Source organism: Micromonospora kangleipakensis, from assembly GCF_004217615.1.
Taxonomy (GTDB): Bacteria; Actinomycetota; Actinomycetes; order Mycobacteriales; family Micromonosporaceae; genus Micromonospora; species Micromonospora kangleipakensis.
Genome location: NZ_SHLD01000001.1, coordinates 1,616,831 through 1,631,692 on the forward strand (window position 1 = coordinate 1,616,831; position 14,862 = coordinate 1,631,692).

13 protein-coding genes are annotated in these 14,862 nt (G+C 74.7%); 6 read left to right on the plus strand and 7 right to left on the minus strand.

The window, feature by feature from the left end:
- Positions 1–11: 11 nt before the first annotated feature.
- Positions 12–1,088 carry an adenosine deaminase gene (locus EV384_RS07930; protein ID WP_130331528.1) on the plus strand — a complete coding sequence of 359 codons (1,077 nt, stop codon included), beginning with the start codon at positions 12–14 and terminating at the stop codon, positions 1,086–1,088.
- On the opposite strand, the gene EV384_RS07935 is transcribed toward EV384_RS07930, so the two are convergent.
- The gene (locus EV384_RS07935; RefSeq protein WP_242623981.1) at positions 1,089–1,505 is read right to left on the minus strand and encodes a hypothetical protein; all 417 of its coding nucleotides are present in this window, start codon (positions 1,503–1,505) and stop codon (positions 1,089–1,091) included.
- 385 nt (positions 1,506–1,890) lie between these two features.
- On the opposite strand from EV384_RS07935, the gene EV384_RS07940 reads away from it, so the two are divergent.
- From EV384_RS07940 to EV384_RS07955, 4 genes are all read left to right on the plus strand, one after another.
- Entirely contained in the window at positions 1,891–5,526 is a 3,636-nt protein-coding gene (locus EV384_RS07940; RefSeq protein ID WP_130331532.1) for a sensor histidine kinase, read from the plus strand.
- Positions 5,523–5,927 (plus strand): roadblock/LC7 domain-containing protein, encoded by a 405-nt coding sequence (locus EV384_RS07945; RefSeq protein WP_089011242.1) that lies wholly within the window; start codon positions 5,523–5,525, stop codon positions 5,925–5,927. The genes EV384_RS07940 and EV384_RS07945 overlap by 4 nt, the downstream gene beginning before the upstream one ends.
- A gap of 102 nt (positions 5,928–6,029) precedes the next feature.
- Positions 6,030–6,407 carry a DUF742 domain-containing protein gene (locus EV384_RS07950; protein WP_130331534.1) on the plus strand — a complete coding sequence of 126 codons (378 nt, stop codon included), beginning with the start codon at positions 6,030–6,032 and terminating at the stop codon, positions 6,405–6,407.
- A gap of 1 nt (position 6,408) precedes the next feature.
- The gene (locus tag EV384_RS07955; protein WP_130340346.1) at positions 6,409–7,002 is read left to right on the plus strand and encodes a GTP-binding protein; all 594 of its coding nucleotides are present in this window, start codon (positions 6,409–6,411) and stop codon (positions 7,000–7,002) included.
- Here EV384_RS07955 and EV384_RS07960 read toward each other — a convergent pair.
- The 4 genes from EV384_RS07960 to EV384_RS07975 all read right to left on the minus strand — a co-directional run bounded on the left by EV384_RS07960 (position 6,965) and on the right by EV384_RS07975 (position 11,481).
- Positions 6,965–7,555 carry a type 1 periplasmic-binding domain-containing protein gene (locus EV384_RS07960; protein WP_130331536.1) on the minus strand — a complete coding sequence of 197 codons (591 nt, stop codon included), beginning with the start codon at positions 7,553–7,555 and terminating at the stop codon, positions 6,965–6,967. The two genes, EV384_RS07955 and EV384_RS07960, sit on opposite strands and share 38 nt — an antisense overlap.
- 158 nt (positions 7,556–7,713) lie before the next feature.
- The gene (locus EV384_RS07965; protein WP_130331538.1) at positions 7,714–7,959 is read right to left on the minus strand and encodes a hypothetical protein; all 246 of its coding nucleotides are present in this window, start codon (positions 7,957–7,959) and stop codon (positions 7,714–7,716) included.
- 132 nt (positions 7,960–8,091) lie between these two features.
- Positions 8,092–10,455, minus strand: a complete 2,364-nt coding sequence (locus tag EV384_RS07970) for a transposase (protein WP_130331540.1) — start codon at positions 10,453–10,455, stop codon at positions 8,092–8,094.
- Positions 10,456–10,497: 42 nt separating this feature from the next.
- Positions 10,498–11,481, minus strand: a complete 984-nt coding sequence (locus EV384_RS07975) for a DNA primase (RefSeq protein WP_207232569.1) — start codon at positions 11,479–11,481, stop codon at positions 10,498–10,500.
- A 107-nt stretch (positions 11,482–11,588) separates the two neighbouring features.
- Here EV384_RS07975 and EV384_RS07980 point away from each other — a divergent pair, with 107 nt between their 5' ends.
- A complete protein-coding gene (locus EV384_RS07980) occupies positions 11,589–11,930 on the plus strand; it encodes a PadR family transcriptional regulator (RefSeq protein ID WP_130331544.1) in 342 nt (113 codons plus the stop codon).
- A 104-nt stretch (positions 11,931–12,034) separates the two neighbouring features.
- Here EV384_RS07980 and EV384_RS07985 read toward each other — a convergent pair whose 3' ends face one another.
- Both EV384_RS07985 and cydC read right to left on the minus strand, forming a co-directional pair.
- Positions 12,035–12,703 (minus strand): permease prefix domain 1-containing protein, encoded by a 669-nt coding sequence (locus EV384_RS07985; RefSeq protein WP_130331546.1) that lies wholly within the window; start codon positions 12,701–12,703, stop codon positions 12,035–12,037.
- 57 nt (positions 12,704–12,760) lie between these two features.
- Positions 12,761–14,650, minus strand: a complete 1,890-nt coding sequence (cydC, locus tag EV384_RS07990) for a thiol reductant ABC exporter subunit CydC (protein ID WP_130340348.1) — start codon at positions 14,648–14,650, stop codon at positions 12,761–12,763.
- Between the last annotated feature and the right edge of the window lie 212 nt (positions 14,651–14,862).

Here is a 14,862-nt window from a genome sequence, read left to right on the forward strand (position 1 = left end):
AATGTCTGAGCATGGTCGCAATCCGGTACGAGGACATCGTCAAGGTCCCGAAGGCGCTGCTGCACGATCACCTGGACGGCGGTCTGCGGCCGGCGACGATCGTCGAGCTGGCCGCCGAGGTCGGCCACGAGCTGCCCACCACCGACCCGGAGGCGCTGGGCCGCTGGTTCGTCGAGGCGGCCAGCTCGGGCTCGCTGGAGCGCTACCTGGAGACGTTCGCGCACACCGTGGCGGTGATGCAGACCGCGCCCGCGCTGCGCCGGGTCGCTCGGGAGTGCGCGCTCGACCTGGCCGCCGACGGGGTGGTCTACGCCGAGGTCCGGTTTGCGCCGGAGCAGCACCTGGAACAGAACCTGAGCCTGGACGAGGTGGTCGAGGCGGTCGTCGCCGGCTTCGTGGAGGGAAGCGCGCAGGCCGCCGAGGCGGGCACCCCGATCCGGGTCGGCACCCTGCTCACCGCGATGCGGCACGCCGCCCGCTCGCAGGAGATCGCCGAGCTGGCCGTCCGGCACCGCGACGCCGGGGTGGTCGGCTTCGACATCGCCGGCGCGGAGGCGGGCTTCCCGCCCACCCGGCACCTGGACGCCTTCGAGTACCTCCAGCGGGAGAACTTCCACTTCACCATCCACGCCGGCGAGGCGTTCGGGCTGCCGTCGATCTGGCAGGCGATCCAGTGGTGCGGCGCCGACCGGCTCGGCCACGGGGTACGGATCGTCGACGACATCACCCCGGGTCCGGAGCCGGTGCTCGGCAGGCTGGCCGCGTACGTGCGGGACAAGCGGATCCCGCTGGAGCTGTGCCCGTCGTCGAACGTGCAGACCGGCGCCGCCCCTTCGATCGTGGAGCACCCGATCGGGCTGCTCCGGGACCTGCGCTTCCGGGCGACGGTCAACACCGACAACCGGCTGATGAGCGGCACCTCGATGTCGCGGGAGATGGCGCTGCTGGTGGAGGCCTTCGGCTACGGCTGGAAGGAGCTCCAGTGGTTCACCATCAACGCGATGAAGAGCGCCTTCATCCCGTTCGACGAGCGACTGAAGATCATCGACGAGGTGATCAAGCCGGCGTACGGGAAGCTGATCGGCTGATCACGGATGCTGGTGCGGGTGGCCGGCGAGCAGGGCGGCCACCCGGCGCAGCACCTCCCGGGCCCGGGCCGCCTCGGCGCCCAACCCGGTCTGCCGGCGCAGCACCGCCGGCTCGGCACGGAGCAGGGCCACCCCGCGGCTCAGCAGGACCCGGGGCGCCTTGCGCTGCTCGGCGAGGTCGCGGGCGAGCCGGCGGAGGAACGTCGCCCCGCGCGGCCGGCGCAGCGCGTACGCCCCGGCGAGGAGGCCGCGGCGGCGGCACTCCTCGACGATCTCGGCGGCGAAGATCCCTTCGGCGACGAAAAGTGGCGATCCGGCGACATCGAATGGCCGGGTGGCCACCCGCCGGTCCGCGCCGATCGCATAAACCGGCACTTCGGCCTTGCCGTACCGGCCCAGTCGGGCAATTGTTTCCACCGCTGTCTCGGCATCCCAGGACCCGGGAGACTCCCAATCCACCTGTCCGTTCCGACGCGGCAACGTAGGGTCATCGCCGTCCTTGTAGAAGTCGTCCAGGCAAAGGACAGGAAGTCCGGTTCGGTGCGCAATGTACGACTTTCCGGAGCCGGAAGGGCCGGCGAGCAGGACGACGCGGTGACGATGTTCCATAACCTTGAGTGACTCCGGACAGACAGATTGCTATCAAATTGCATCAACATCTCATCACACCTCCGGCGAGTGACATCCTGGGCTTTCTCTTTGCGAGGCGGCGTGATGGAATCTCGGAGGTCCGACCCGCCGGGTCGGTCGCTCGGCGTTGCCCAGGGGCAACGTCCGGACGCTGTGATGCGAGGGCGGTGACGTGAGCAAACGGCCAAAGACGGCGGGCTCCTTCCTGTCGCGTCTGCGCCGGCCGGCCAGCCGGCTCCGCGACATGCCGATCTGGTCCAAGCTCGGTCTGATCATGATCGTGCCGACCATCGCCACGGTCGTGGTTGGCACCAGTGGTCTGGTCGACCACCTGCAGACGCTCAACAATGCCAACCGGGCCGGCGACCTCGCCAATTTGGTCGGCTACTCGGGTGACCTGGTCGACACCCTGCAGGACGAGCGGACCTCCGCGGTGCTCTTCCTCGGCGCGAGGGACAACAACCCCCAGGCCAAGGCCCAGTACCAGGAGGCCTACAACCGGGCCAACTCCCGGGTCGACCAGGCCAAGACGCCGTACTCCCAGCAGCGCCTGGAGATCGACGGCCTGCCGGCGAATTACAACGCGCTGCTCGGCAAGATCGACGACGGCCTCACCGGCCTGCCCGGCACCCGCAGCAAGGTCTTCAACGGCAAGCTCACGCTCACCGACGCGGTGAAGTCGTACTCGGTCCTGATCACGGACCTGCTCGCGGTCCGGGACTCGGCCACCCAGCTCGCCGGGGACAACGACCTGAGCGACCGGATGCGGGCGTCCGCCGCCGTCGCCCGACAGAAGGAGTACCTCTCCCAGCGCCGCGTGGTGGTCCACCAGGCCCTGCAGCAGAAGTCGCTCACCCCGATCCTGCGGAACGACTACATCGCCAGCGGCACCGCCCAGGCGCAGGCGCTGGAGACCTTCAAGGCGGTCACCAACCAGGCCGACCGCGAGTTCTACGACCAGACGGTCTCCGGCTCGGACCTGCGTGAGGCGGTCACTTACAACTCCTTCATGGAAAACAACAGCACCGGCGACATGGCTGGTGCGAAGTTCGGGCCGGACCAGTGGGACGCGGCCATGGTGGCCAACGCCAAGCTGATCCGCACGGTCGAGGCGAGGCTTGACGGCAACGTGGTGCGGCAGGCCGACAACCTCCGCTCGGACGTGCAGCGCCAGGTCTTCCTGGAGACCGGCCTGCTGCTGAGCATGCTGCTGCTGGCGATCCTCTTCGCGTACCTGGTCGCCCGCTCGATGGCCCGGTCGCTGCGCGACCTGCGGCAGGGTGCCCTCTCCGTGGCCCAGTACGGACTGCCGCAGGCGGTGGCCCGGCTGCGTGACCCGCAGGTCATCGGGCAGCTCTCCCCGGTGCAGTTGGCCAACCAGATCGCCGAGCCGCTGCCCGTCCGGAGCAAGGATGAGTTCGGCCAGGTGACCGAGGCGTTCAACGCCGTCCACCTGGAGGCCGTCCGGACCGCCGCCGAGCAGGCCGCGCTGCGCGCCTCCGTCGCGACGATGTTCGTCAACCTGGCCCGCCGGTCGCAGATCCTGGTCGACCGGCTGATCGGTCACCTGGACCGGCTGGAGCGCGGCGAGGAGGACCCGGACCGGCTGGCCGAGCTGTTCCAGCTCGACCACCTCGCCACCCGGATGCGCCGCAACGACGAGAACCTGCTGGTCCTCGCCGGCGCCGACTCGACCCGCGTGCAGCGCGAGCCGGCCGCCCTGATCGACGTGCTCCGCGCCGCGCAGTCCGAGGTGGAGCACTACACCCGGATCGAGTTCGGCGTGATCGACCGGGACATCGAGGTCGCCGCCCACGCGGTCAACGACCTGGTGCACCTGGTCGCCGAGCTGTTCGACAACGCCACCGCCTTCTCCCCGCCGGACTCGCACGTCATGGTGGAGGCCCGGCGGGTGGGCGACCGCGCCTCCCTGTACGTGGAGGACCGGGGCATCGGCATCAGCGCCGACCTGTTGCGTGACCTCAACGAGCGGCTCGCCACGCCGCCGCAGGTGGACGTGGCCGTCTCCCGGATGATGGGTCTGGTCGTGGTCGCCCGACTGGCCTCCCGGCACGGCGTGAGGGTCGAGCTGCGGCCCGGCGCCGACCGGGGCACCGTCGCCGACGTCACGCTGCCCACCTCCGTGCTGGTGCCCCGCGCCCTCTCCGGGCGGGGCCACCAGCCCCCGGCGCTCCCCGCGGCGGCCGGCCCGGCGCCGGCCTTCGGTGGCCCCCAGGCGGTCGGCCCGGCCCCCGCCTTCGGCGCGCTGGCGGCCCTGGGCAACGGCCCGGCCACCCCGCCGGCCCCGCGTCCGGGCGAGTCGGGCAACCAGGTGACCCTCGGCGGTCGCCCGTTCGACCCGGCCTCGCGCAACGGCTCCGGCACCCCGGCCACGACCGGCGGGATGCGCTCGATGCCCGCCTGGTCGGACCTCACCGGTGCCAGCGGGATCAGCGGCAGTGACTCGTTCACGCCGCGGAACTCCAACGGCCAGCCGATCGACCCGCTGCCGCAGCGCCGCAACGGCGGCGACGGTGACCCGTCCGGCACCGGCCAGCAGCCGGCGATCCCGCGGCAGCTGCCCAGCAGCCCGGAGGCGCATCCGTACAACCCGCCGCCGGTCTCCGGCGTCCCGGTGTCGTCGTCGCCAGTCTCCGGACACCCGGTCTCCGCCCAGCCCGTGTCCAGCCAGCCGGTCTCGGGCCAGCCCGTGTCGGCCGCGCCGGCCCACGGCCAGCCGTACTCGGCGCCGCCGGCGGTTCAGCCGTACTCGGCGCCGCCCGCCGGTCAGCAGTACTCCGCGCCGTCGGCGGGTCAGCAGTACTCCGCGCCGTCGGCGGGTCAGCAGTACTCTGCGCCGTCGGCGGGTCAGCAGTACTCCGCGCCGTCGGCGGGTCAGATGCCGCCGCAGGCTGCGCCGAGCGCCGCAGCGCCGCCGGTCTGGCCGCCGGTCGCCGCGCCCGACCGGGACGCGGCCACCCCGCCGGTGCCGGAGCGGCTCGCCGCCGCCCTGGACATGACCACCGAGCTGCCCCGGGTGCACCGCCCGGAGGCCGCCATGCCGCCGGCCGCCAACCGACCGCCGGCTGCGAACCGCCCGACGACGCCGCAGCAGGCCGGGAACCGCCAGCGGTACGCGGACGAGACGATGGAGCTGCCGATCTTCCGGGAGCTGGAGTCGGCGTGGTTCCGCACCCGCCGGCCCGGGCCGGAGGAGGCGGGCGCCGCGCCGGCCGCCCCGGCCACCCCGGCTACCCCGGCGAACGGTGCCGCGACCCAGCAGTTCGCCAGGGTCGACGCCACCGGTCGGGCCGTTCAGCAGACACCACCCGGGACGACAGGTAACGCACCGATGGCACACACTCCGACGGCCGGTGGAGCGCCGCGCGACAACGGGACGGCCACGAACGGCGGCGTCCGCCCCGCTCCCGCCGAGGCGCTGCCGACCCGGCGGCCGCAGCCCCCGCCCGGTGGCTGGCAGACCGCGGCCGACGATGGCTGGCGGGCCGCCTCGGCGGCCACCGAGGTGCCGGTGGAGGAGACCACTCAGAAGGGGCTGCCCAAGCGGACGCCGATGGCGCAGCTGGTCCCGGGTGGCGTGGAGAAGCCGTCGGCCTCGGTGCAGCGCCGGACGCCGGAGGGCGTACGGGGCCTGCTCTCGGCCTACCATCGGGGCGTGCAGCGGGGGCGTAACCACCCGACCGACAGCAACTCGACCGGCCCGGAGGCGACCCCGGGCGGGCAGCAGTCCTCGCAGTCTGGCTCTGGCCCGGTGGCCGGGAGCGGGCAGAAGGAGCAACAAGGATGACAACTACGCAGGATCTCGGATGGCTGTTGGCCAACTTCGCCGACCGGGTGCCCGGTGTCGCGCACGCGGTCGCCGTCTCCGCCGACGGCCTGCTTCTCGCGTCGTCTCGTGACCTCCCGCGGGACCGGGCGGACCAGCTGGCCGCGATCTCGTCCGGCCTGGTCAGCCTGACCCAGGGCGCCGCCCGCTGCTTCGAGGGCGGGGCGGTCCTGCAGACCGTCGTGGAGATGGACAACGGCTTCCTGTTCCTGATGTCCATCTCGGACGGATCGTCGTTCGCGGTCCTGGCCGCGCGCAGCTGCGACGTCGGGCAGGTCGGTTACGAGATGGCCCTGCTCGTCGACCGGGTGGGCGACGCGCTGACCCCGCAGCCGCGTACGGCTGTCGGAATGATGGGCTGACTGAGCTGACCGGCGGGTCGGCACGGCAGGAACGACACGAGAACAACGACGGGAACCACCGGGCGAGAGCCGGTGCCGGGTGCGAAGGAGGTGAGCGGCGACATGGTCGATCGTGACGAGCCGACCGGCGCGTTGGTCCGTCCATACGCCGTGACCCGCGGTCGTACCCGTCCCCGACTCGACATCGCCCTGGAGGCGCTCGTCGAGACGACGGTGCGCGGCCGGGCCGCTGCCAGTGGTAATGGCGGCCAGGGTCGTGAGCACCAGTACATCGCCGCGCTGTGTGACGGACGCGTGCAGTCGCTCGCCGAGATCGCGGCGCGGTTGCAGCTTCCGCTCGGCGTGGCCCGGGTGCTCATCGCCGACATGGCGACGGACGGCCTGGTCGCGGTCCACGAGCCGACCATTTTGGACGACTCCGACGACGCGGTGGGCACTGAACTGCTGGAGAGGGTGCTGAGTGGACTTCGCAGGCTCTGACATGTCGCACCGGCCGTCGACCCCGAGCGGGCGCGTGACGTCGGCGAAGATCGTTATCGCCGGTGGATTCGGCGTCGGTAAGACGACGTTGGTCGGCTCGGTCTCGGAGATCACGCCGCTGACCACCGAGGCGATCATGACTTCCGCCGGCGTGGGCGTCGACGACACCCGGCAGGTGCCGGGCAAGACGACGACCACGGTGGCGATGGACTTCGGTCGTATCTCGATCGACCGGGACCTGATCCTGTACCTGTTCGGTACGCCGGGTCAGACGCGGTTCTGGTTCATGTGGGACGAGCTGGTCCGCGGTGCCATCGGCGCCGTGGTGCTGGTGGACACCCGCAGGCTGGCCGACTGCTTCGCCGCGATCGACTTCTTCGAGCACCGGCGGCTGCCGTACCTGGTGGCCATCAACTGCTTCGACGGGATGCAGTACCACGACCCGCAGGACGTCCGGGACGCGCTGGCCATCTCCAGCGACGTGCCCGTGGTGGCCTGCGACGCCCGGAACCGCGAGTCGACCAAGCACGTGCTGATCTCGCTGGTCGAGTACGTGCTCACCATGCGGCGCTCGCGGGCGGTCGCGCCCGCCTGACCGGCGTCAGGTCGCGCCCGGTGACAGCCTCGGCCGTCACCGGGCGCTTCGCGCTGTCCTGATTCGGTGGCCCGCCGGCCACCCGCCGGCCGGCCGGGGGCGACCCGCCGTCCGCCGGGGGCGGGCCGGTGATCAGGCGTACGGCGTCCAGGTGCCCTGGGTGACCACGTAGATGCCGAGGGAGTCCCGCTCCAGGCCCCCGTGCCGGATCGGCGCGAAGGCGTACCCGCCGGCGATGCCCTCGGTCACCTCGGTCTGCAGGTACGCGCGCCGGCAGCCGTTCGCTCGCCGTCAGCTCCACGTCGGCGGTCCGCAGCGCGCCCCTCATGGCCCGCACGCCGGAGTCGCCGTGCAGCCCGTCTGCGGCCAGCAGGGCGATCCGCCGCAGCCGCTGGGAGTCGATCAGCCGGGCGAGCCGCCGGGCGACGTCACCGGCGTCGGGGGTGAGCTTGTAGATGTAGGTGCGCTGGGCGAGGGGCAGCACGATGTCGTCGCCGGCCGCGAACGACAGGAACGGCACCTGGAGCTTCTGGGCCACCCCGATGGTGGCCATGGAGTGTCGGCCAGCGTGCCGCCGACCAGGGCGTGCACCTTTTCCCGCCTGGCCAGCTCGGTTACCTGCCGGGCGGCGAGCCGTGGGTCACTGCCGTTGTCCCGCACCTCGAGCCGTAGGGTCCCGCCGCAGGTTGCCGACCGGGATCCCGGTGACGTTCAGCGACTCGAGGGTGATCTCCATCGCCCGCTGCTGGAGGACGCGCCCAGGGCGGCGCCCGGGCCGCTCAGCTCCAGACTGGCGCCGATCACCAGTTCCTGGTCGCCCGGTGCCGCGCTGCTGCCGGCGCCGGCCTGGTCCTGCGGCCCGCCCGGCCCGCAGGCGCTGAGCGGCAGGGTGCCCGCCGCCGCGGCGAGGAGGCCCCGACGGGTGAGCACAGCGGAGTCGATTGCCGGTGTCGCCATTGGAGTCGCCTTCCCACCCCGGCGGCATTCGCCGCCGGCAATTCCGCCGGTATGCTCCCGGCCGCCCGGACCCGGCGTGAAATTATCCGGGTGTGGGCAGGAACACGCAGGTGGCGGGCGGTCGGCGTCCGGTCAGGACCGGTAGCCGGCGGAGCGGTACTCGTACTCCCGGTCGTCGTCCCGGTCGCCGGTGTCGCGGCTGAAGTCCCAGCCGCCGGCCGACTCCCGGCCGGGGCGACCGCCGACCGCGAACCCGCCGATCTCCTGACCGCGACGCCAGCCGCGGAAGTAGCCGGTGGTGTTCTCGGCGAGGCTCGCCGCGTTCCGGACGATCCGCAGTGGACGCTCCTCGCGCAGCGGCGAACCGGGGACCAGGTTGGCCTGGGGGACCCGCTTCGGCAGGCCCGCCGTGGTCTCGTCGCCCACCGCCGGGCGGGCCGCCTGCTCGGCGGCCTGCCAGCCGGTGTCCGCGGTGGTCGACCAGTCCAACTCGGACTCTTCGGTGTGGCCGACGAACCAGGCGGACTTCGCCTGGGCGAAGATCAGCAGGTCGCCGTCGCCCTCGTCGGAGACCGGCGGGGGCCGGTGCTCCTTCGGCGCGGGCCGCCGCTCCAGCGGCGGGGGCAGGTCGGTGCGGGGACCGGACCGGCCGGCGCGCTCCGCCTCGGCCCGCTCGACCAGCCGCAACGGCGGGGCGTCCAGCCCGGGGTCGGTCGGCGGGTTCAGGCCGTCCCGCAGCGCCCGGTCGGCCAGCGGCGGCGGCTCGACCAGCCGCAGCATCGGGGGCTCCTGGGGCAGGTCGTCGGCGAGCCAGGGCGGGGTGACCCGACCCTTGCCCGGGTCGGTCGGCGCGTCGACCTTCCGCACCTCCCGGTCGCCGTACGAGTAGGCGGCCGGGGCGCTTGCGGGGCCCTCGGGGAGGTCGTCGCCGTTGTTGACCAGTGGCCAGTTGGCCCGGCTTCCCGGGGGAGCGGACTCCTGGCCGGGCCGGGGCGTCGGCACCGGAACGCTCAGGTCGGTCGCGCTGAAGCCGCCGGTGGGCGGCGCCGGCACCGGAGTGGTCTTGGGGCGCGGCGGGATGATCGTGCGCTGGCGTTCGGCGCGCGCGTTGTTGATCGCGGCGGTGGTCAGCGTGGGCCGGAACGGCTCGCCGGCCTCGGCCGGGGGAATGCTGCCGCGCTGTGCCGGGGCGATCGGGGTGATGCCGGGGGGCGGCGGGGGCGGCGCGGAGACCGGACGGTTGGCCGGCGCGTCCACCCGGCGCGGCATCGGCGGGACCGGTTCGGGGCGTGCGGGCGGCGCGGAGATCGGCCTACCGCTGGCGGCGGCCGGGGTGACCGGGGCCGGTGCGATCGGCGGCGGCGCGACCGGGGCGGGGGCGACCGGCGGCGGACCGAGCGGCCGGGGCGGCAGCGGCGTGGTGCCGCCGGTGAGCGGCTCGGGACGGCTGCGGCGGCCCACCGGCTCGGGCTCCGCGGGCCGGATCGTCCGCAGGCCGGTCGCGGTGGTGCCCGTCAGACCGGCGAGCTCGCCGACCTGCTCGCCCCGACGGGCGGCGGCCCGCCGGCCGGGAACCGGAGCGGGCGTGGTGACCCGGGCGCTGAGGGCGCCGACCAAGGCCTCGCAGCCGGCGTCGCAGGCCCGGACGGAGGCGACCGCCTGCCGCACGGTCTCCGCGACGGCCGAGGTGAGCACCCGGTTGACCGTGGCCCGGCGGGGCGTCTCGGAGATGGCGACCCGCAGGGCGGTGATCGCGTCGTTGATCCGGTCGGCACCCGCGACGCCCTCGGCGGCGAGGTGTGCGGCGACGGCGTCCGCGGCGACCGAGACCTCCCGGCCCCGGGTGACCGTGCCGCCGAGCATGCCCGGCTCCGGCAGCGCGTCGAGGACCGCCAGCGAGACCGGCTCGGCCGGGTCCGGGTAGGCCCGCAGGGCGGCCGGGTAGAGCTCCCGCAGCACCTCGCGCAGCGCCGCCGCGGCGGAGTGCCGACCGTTGGCCAGGGCGGCGTGCGCGGCCAGGACCTGCTTGTAGTTGGCCAGGTCACGGGGTGCGGGCAGGGTGACCGCGGAGAGCGCGCCGGCCTGCAGCGCCCGGGCCAGCCCGACGGCGCGGCGCTCGGCCGCCGGGGACTGCATCTCCTCCAGGGAGGCGTCGTCGGCGAAGCGCTCGGCGAAGTCGTCCACCGAGTCGTCGTCGGCGATCGCCAGTGGACGACCCGCGGCGCTGAGCAGCGAGGTGACCGTGTGGTCGTCGCTGTCGGCGGCGATGGCCGCACCGCTCGGCCCGCCCGACCGCTCCACGAGCAGCGCGACCAGCTGGGCGTAGCCCGCCGGGTCGTCGCTGATCTCGCAGACATGCAGCAGACGGCCTGCGTCGTCGACCACAGCGGACGTCAGCGCCGAACCGGCCGAAGCCGGTCGGTCGGCCGGATCCGCCGAGGCCAGACCGCAGTACACGCGCACGAGCGCCACGGCGTCGTCCTCCTCCCGGGACACAGGTCGTTACTTCTGCCAGAGACTGATGCTCCCCGTTACGGGTCAGTCGCGCCAGTCCACGACAGCAGAGATCTTGCCGACAATGGTGCGCCAACCCAAACTTGCGGTTTGTGCCCCGATTTTCTTCAGGCGCCGCCGGCCCAGGAAAGCACCTATTCCGCCGTTGACAGAAGCCCGCAGCGCCTCGTCCAGGTCGTCCAGGCTGGAGCTCGCGGAGAGCATGTCCAGCACCGCCGGTAGCCGCAGCGCGTACGCAAGGTCACGGGCGACCTCGCCAGCCTCGATCAGGAGCGTGGGGTCCCACGTGTCGTGCCCGCCGCGGAGGTTCTCCACGACCAGGTCGAGCTCGTAGGTGTCCTCGTCCAGCGGGGCGATGTCGGCCGGTTCGACCCGTTCGGACAGTTCATTCCAGCTGTCCAGTTGGGACAGGTCGTTGGGCGCGCCGGATCGGACGAAGCTGACCAGCGACTCCGGCGTCTTGAACAGCAGCAGCCGGCCGCGGTGGCTGAGGAAGACCGGCACCTCCTCGTCGCCCGCGGCGTCCTCGTCCTCGTCCTCGTCGGCCTCGTCCTCGGCCTCCGCCTTCTCCTCGGCCGCCCGGGCGGCGGCGCGCCGGCGGCCCCCGGGCCGCTCGTCGTCCTCTTCCTTCTCCGCGGACAGGGCGGCGAACTCCTCGTCGAGGATCACCACCTCCTCGTCCTCGGCCTCGGCCTCGACGACCTGGCGGCGGGCCAGGAAGGGGTCGTCCTCGTCGCGCTCGGCGACGTCGGTCGGGGTCAGCTCCCGCGCCGGCCGGTACGCGCGCAGGGTGAAGCCGGTGCCGGCGGGCAGGGCGATCTCCACCGGGTCGATCCGCAGCTCGTCCCAGAGCGCGCGGTCGGCCGCCGGGCGGTCGTCGTCGACCTCGTCTGCTGCGGCCGACGCGGTGCTCTCGTCGAGCTCGGGCTCGTCGGCGTCGGGCCGTTGGGGCGACTGGCGGGCCACGCTGACCTCCGTGTGCTGTCGGGTTTGCGCACCCGGCGACACCTTCGGTCGCCGAGTGACTCTGCGCACATACCCTAGTGGGCGACCCGCCGAGGCCGGGACCGCACCCCGGTGGCGTCCCGGCGGACGGACAAGTAGCGTTGCTACGTATGAAGGCCCAGGCGCTGCACGGACATCTCGACGCGCTGCTGCTGGCGGTCCTGGAGCAGGGCGAACTCCACGGGTACGCGATCATCGAGGCGCTCCGGGCGCGCAGTGGCGGCACGCTGGACCTGCCCACCGGCACCATCTACCCGGCGCTGCGCCGACTGGAGCGGGCGGGCTACGTCGCCAGCTCGTGGAGCACCGTCAACGGCCGGGAACGACGGACGTACCAGCTCACCGAGGCCGGCGGGCGGGCACTGGCCGGCGAGCGCGCCGGCTGGCGCGAGTTCAGCGCGACCGTGGGCCGGTTCCTCGGGGCCGACGAACCGCCGACCGCACCCGCCTGACCCTCGGGGCGATGGCGCGCCAACCCGGCCTGGCCCGGCGCGTCGGCCCGGCTCGGTTTCCCGGCGGTGCGCCGGCCGCGGGCGGGCCCGGTCCACCGGCGGCGTCACCGGGTGGCCAGCAGCCAGCAGCGGGCGGCCCGGGCCAACGCGAACCAGGCCACGCCCGTCAGCACCGCCCCGAGGATCATCGGCGGCCAGGTCAGGGCCGCCTGCCAGAGCCCGATCGACCAGGCGAGCAGGGCGCTGCCGGCGAGCGCGCCCAGGCCCAGCGCGCCGGTGAGGCCGAAGCCCACCGCGCGCCCCAGGCGGGGCAGCCGGGTCGACCCGTACCGCGCGGCGAGGAAGCCCAGCAGCAGCCCGGCCAGCGCCAGCCCGGCGACCAGGCCCCAGATCCCGTTCAGCGAGGCGGAGAGCACGTGGTAGCCCACGGGCGGCGGACCCCCGTCCCAGTGCGCGCCCCGCCAGGTCAGATCACCGCCGGCCATCAGCGCCACCGCCACCGCCAGCGCCCGCACCGCCAACCGGCGCAGCGCCCCGGCCGTCAGCTCGGCCTGGTAGCCCGGGACGAGCTGGGTCGGGCTGCCGAACTCGGCCACCGCGCGCCGCTCGGCCTCCGCCGCCGGCAGGCCGTCCTCCCGGTACGCCTCGGCGGCGTCCAGCAGCGCGTGCCGCGCCTCGGTGATCAGGTCGCTCTTCAACCGGCCCGGCCCGTGCAGGCGCCCGGCCAGCTCCCGCAGGTGCTCCTCCACGAGCGCGCCGTCGTACCCCCGCATGGCCTCACCCTGCCACCCGGCGCGGCCCGGCGCGTCCGGGGAATTCCCGGAGACCGCTCAGGGGGTCAGGGCCAGGTAGCCGCGCTCCGCCGCCTCCTGGAGCAGCCACTGCTCCCGGTACCAGCCGGGCCGGGCCACCAGCTCGGCGTGCCGGCCGCGCTGCACCACCCGGCCGGCGTCGAGCACCACGATCTCGTCCAGCTCCGCCAGGCCGCTGAGCCGGTGGCTGATCACCAGTACCGAGTGCCCGGCCGGGGTGGCGGCCAGCGCCGAGGCGAGCACCGCGTCGGCCGCGGCCGGGTCGAGCCCCTCGGTGGGCTCGTCCAGCACCAGCACGGCCGGCGCGGCCAGCAGCGCCCGGGCCAGCGCGAGCCGCTGCCGCTGCCCGCCGGAGAGCTGCCCGCCCTCCTCGCCGACCACGGTGTCCCAGCCCGCCGGCTGGGCGCGTACCCAGTCGAGCAGGCCGGCCGCCCGGGTCGCGGCGGTCAGCTCCGCCTCGCCCGCCCCTGGGCGACCGAGCAGCAGGTTCTCCCGTACGGAGGCGTGGAAGACGTACGCCTCGGCGAGCAGCCCGCCGATCGCCCGGGGCAGCTCCTCGGCCGGGTACGCGGAGACGTCGACCCCGGCCAGGGTGACCCGGCCGCCGTCGGGGCGGACCGCGCCGGTGAGCACCGCGGCGAGGGTGCTCTTGCCGGCGCCGCTCGGCCCGACCACGGCGACCCGGCGGCCGGCCGGCAGGTCGAGGCTGACCCGGTCCAGGGCGGGTGCCGCCCCCGCCCGGTACCGGACGGTCACCTCGTCGAATCGCACGTCGTGGCCGGCCGGAGCCGCGCCGGTCCCCACCCCGGCCGTCGTGCCCGCCGGGGTCCGGCCCGTCGTTCCCGCCGGGCCGGTCGCCGGGCTCCCGGCGGCCCCGGTGCCCGGCTCCGGCGTCGGGGCCGCGCCGCCCGCCGGGACGGGCCCGGTGAGCAGCGCGGCGACCCGGCCCAGGCCGGCTCGGAGCTGGGTGAACTGCCGGGCCGCGCCGACCAGCGCCAGCGCGATCTCCACGGCGGCGAGGGCGCCGACGGCCAGCACCCCGACCAGCACCCCGCCGACGTCGGCGCGGAGCGCGACGACCACCACGGCGGCGGCGGTGAGCCCACCGACCAGCACCCCGGCCGCGTCGACCGCGAAGCCGGCGGCGGCGAGCCGGCGCTCCAGCCGGGCGAGCCGCCGGGTGCGCCGGTCGGCCGCCGCGAGCGCCGCGCCGGTGGCGCCGAAGGCGGCCAGGTCGGCGGCGCCGTGGGTCAGGTCGACCGCGTCCACGGCGAGCGCGCCGCGCAGCGGGGCCACCTCGTCGGCGGCCCGCCGGGTGAGCACGGTGGCCAGCGCGGGCAGCGCCACCCCGGCGACCAGCAGCCCGGCGGCCAGCACTCCGGCCGCGGGGAGCGAGATCAGCGCGGCCCCACCGACCGCGAGCACGCTCACCAGCGCGGCGGCCGATCCCGGCACCAGCACCCGCAGCAGCAGGTCCTGCACGGCCTCCACGTCGGACACGAGCCGGCTCAGCGCGTCACCGGAGCGCTGCGACGCGCTGTCCCGACGGGCGGCGAGGGTGGCGAAGACCCGGGCCCGGACGTCGGTGATCATGCGGAGCACGGCGTCGTGCCCGGCGAGCCGTTCGGTGTAGCGGAACACGCCCCGGCTGATGGCGAGCGCCCGGACCGCGACGATGGCCACGGTCAGCCGGTCCAGCGGGGGCCGGCCGGCGGCGCTCATCAGCAGCCAGGTGGCGGTGGCCATCAGGGCCAGCCCGGCGAACTCGGTGGCGGCGGCGAGCAGCCCGGCTCCGACGAGCCGGCCCAGGTACGGCCGGGCCAGCCGCAGCACCGTCCGCTCGGCGCGGACGCCGCCGGCGCCGGCCGGCCCGGCCCGCCCGCCGGCGGGCGGGACTTCGGCGGTCATCGCCCCGGTGACTCCGGCCTCGTCCGGGGCCGGCCCGGTGGGTACGGCCTCGTCCGGGGTCGGCTCGGTGGGCAGGGCGCCGGACGCCAGCTCCGGCGGGATCACCTCGGCCGGGGTGGGCGTTCCGGGGTCGCGCGCGGCCGGCGTGCTCCCGTCGGCCGAGACACCACCCGGCACGGCCCGCCCGGGGTGGTCCGGGCGGTCGGGGACGC

What these genes read in the sequence shown, in the direction of transcription:
- EV384_RS07930 (WP_130331528.1), top strand. Translation starts at nt 12, where the DNA reads ATGGTCGCAATCCGGTACGAGGACATCGTCAAGGTCCCGAAGGCGCTG.
- EV384_RS07945 (WP_089011242.1), top strand. Translation starts at nt 5,523, where the DNA reads ATGACAACTACGCAGGATCTCGGATGGCTGTTGGCCAACTTCGCCGAC.
- EV384_RS07950 (WP_130331534.1), top strand. Translation starts at nt 6,030, where the DNA reads ATGGTCGATCGTGACGAGCCGACCGGCGCGTTGGTCCGTCCATACGCC.
- EV384_RS07955 (WP_130340346.1), top strand. Translation starts at nt 6,409, where the DNA reads ATGTCGCACCGGCCGTCGACCCCGAGCGGGCGCGTGACGTCGGCGAAG.
- EV384_RS07960 (WP_130331536.1), bottom strand. Translation starts at nt 7,555, where the DNA reads ATGGCCACCATCGGGGTGGCCCAGAAGCTCCAGGTGCCGTTCCTGTCG.
- EV384_RS07965 (WP_130331538.1), bottom strand. Translation starts at nt 7,959, where the DNA reads ATGGCGACACCGGCAATCGACTCCGCTGTGCTCACCCGTCGGGGCCTC.
- EV384_RS07980 (WP_130331544.1), top strand. Translation starts at nt 11,589, where the DNA reads ATGAAGGCCCAGGCGCTGCACGGACATCTCGACGCGCTGCTGCTGGCG.
- EV384_RS07985 (WP_130331546.1), bottom strand. Translation starts at nt 12,703, where the DNA reads ATGCGGGGGTACGACGGCGCGCTCGTGGAGGAGCACCTGCGGGAGCTG.
- cydC (WP_130340348.1), bottom strand. Translation starts at nt 14,650, where the DNA reads ATGACCGCCGAAGTCCCGCCCGCCGGCGGGCGGGCCGGGCCGGCCGGC.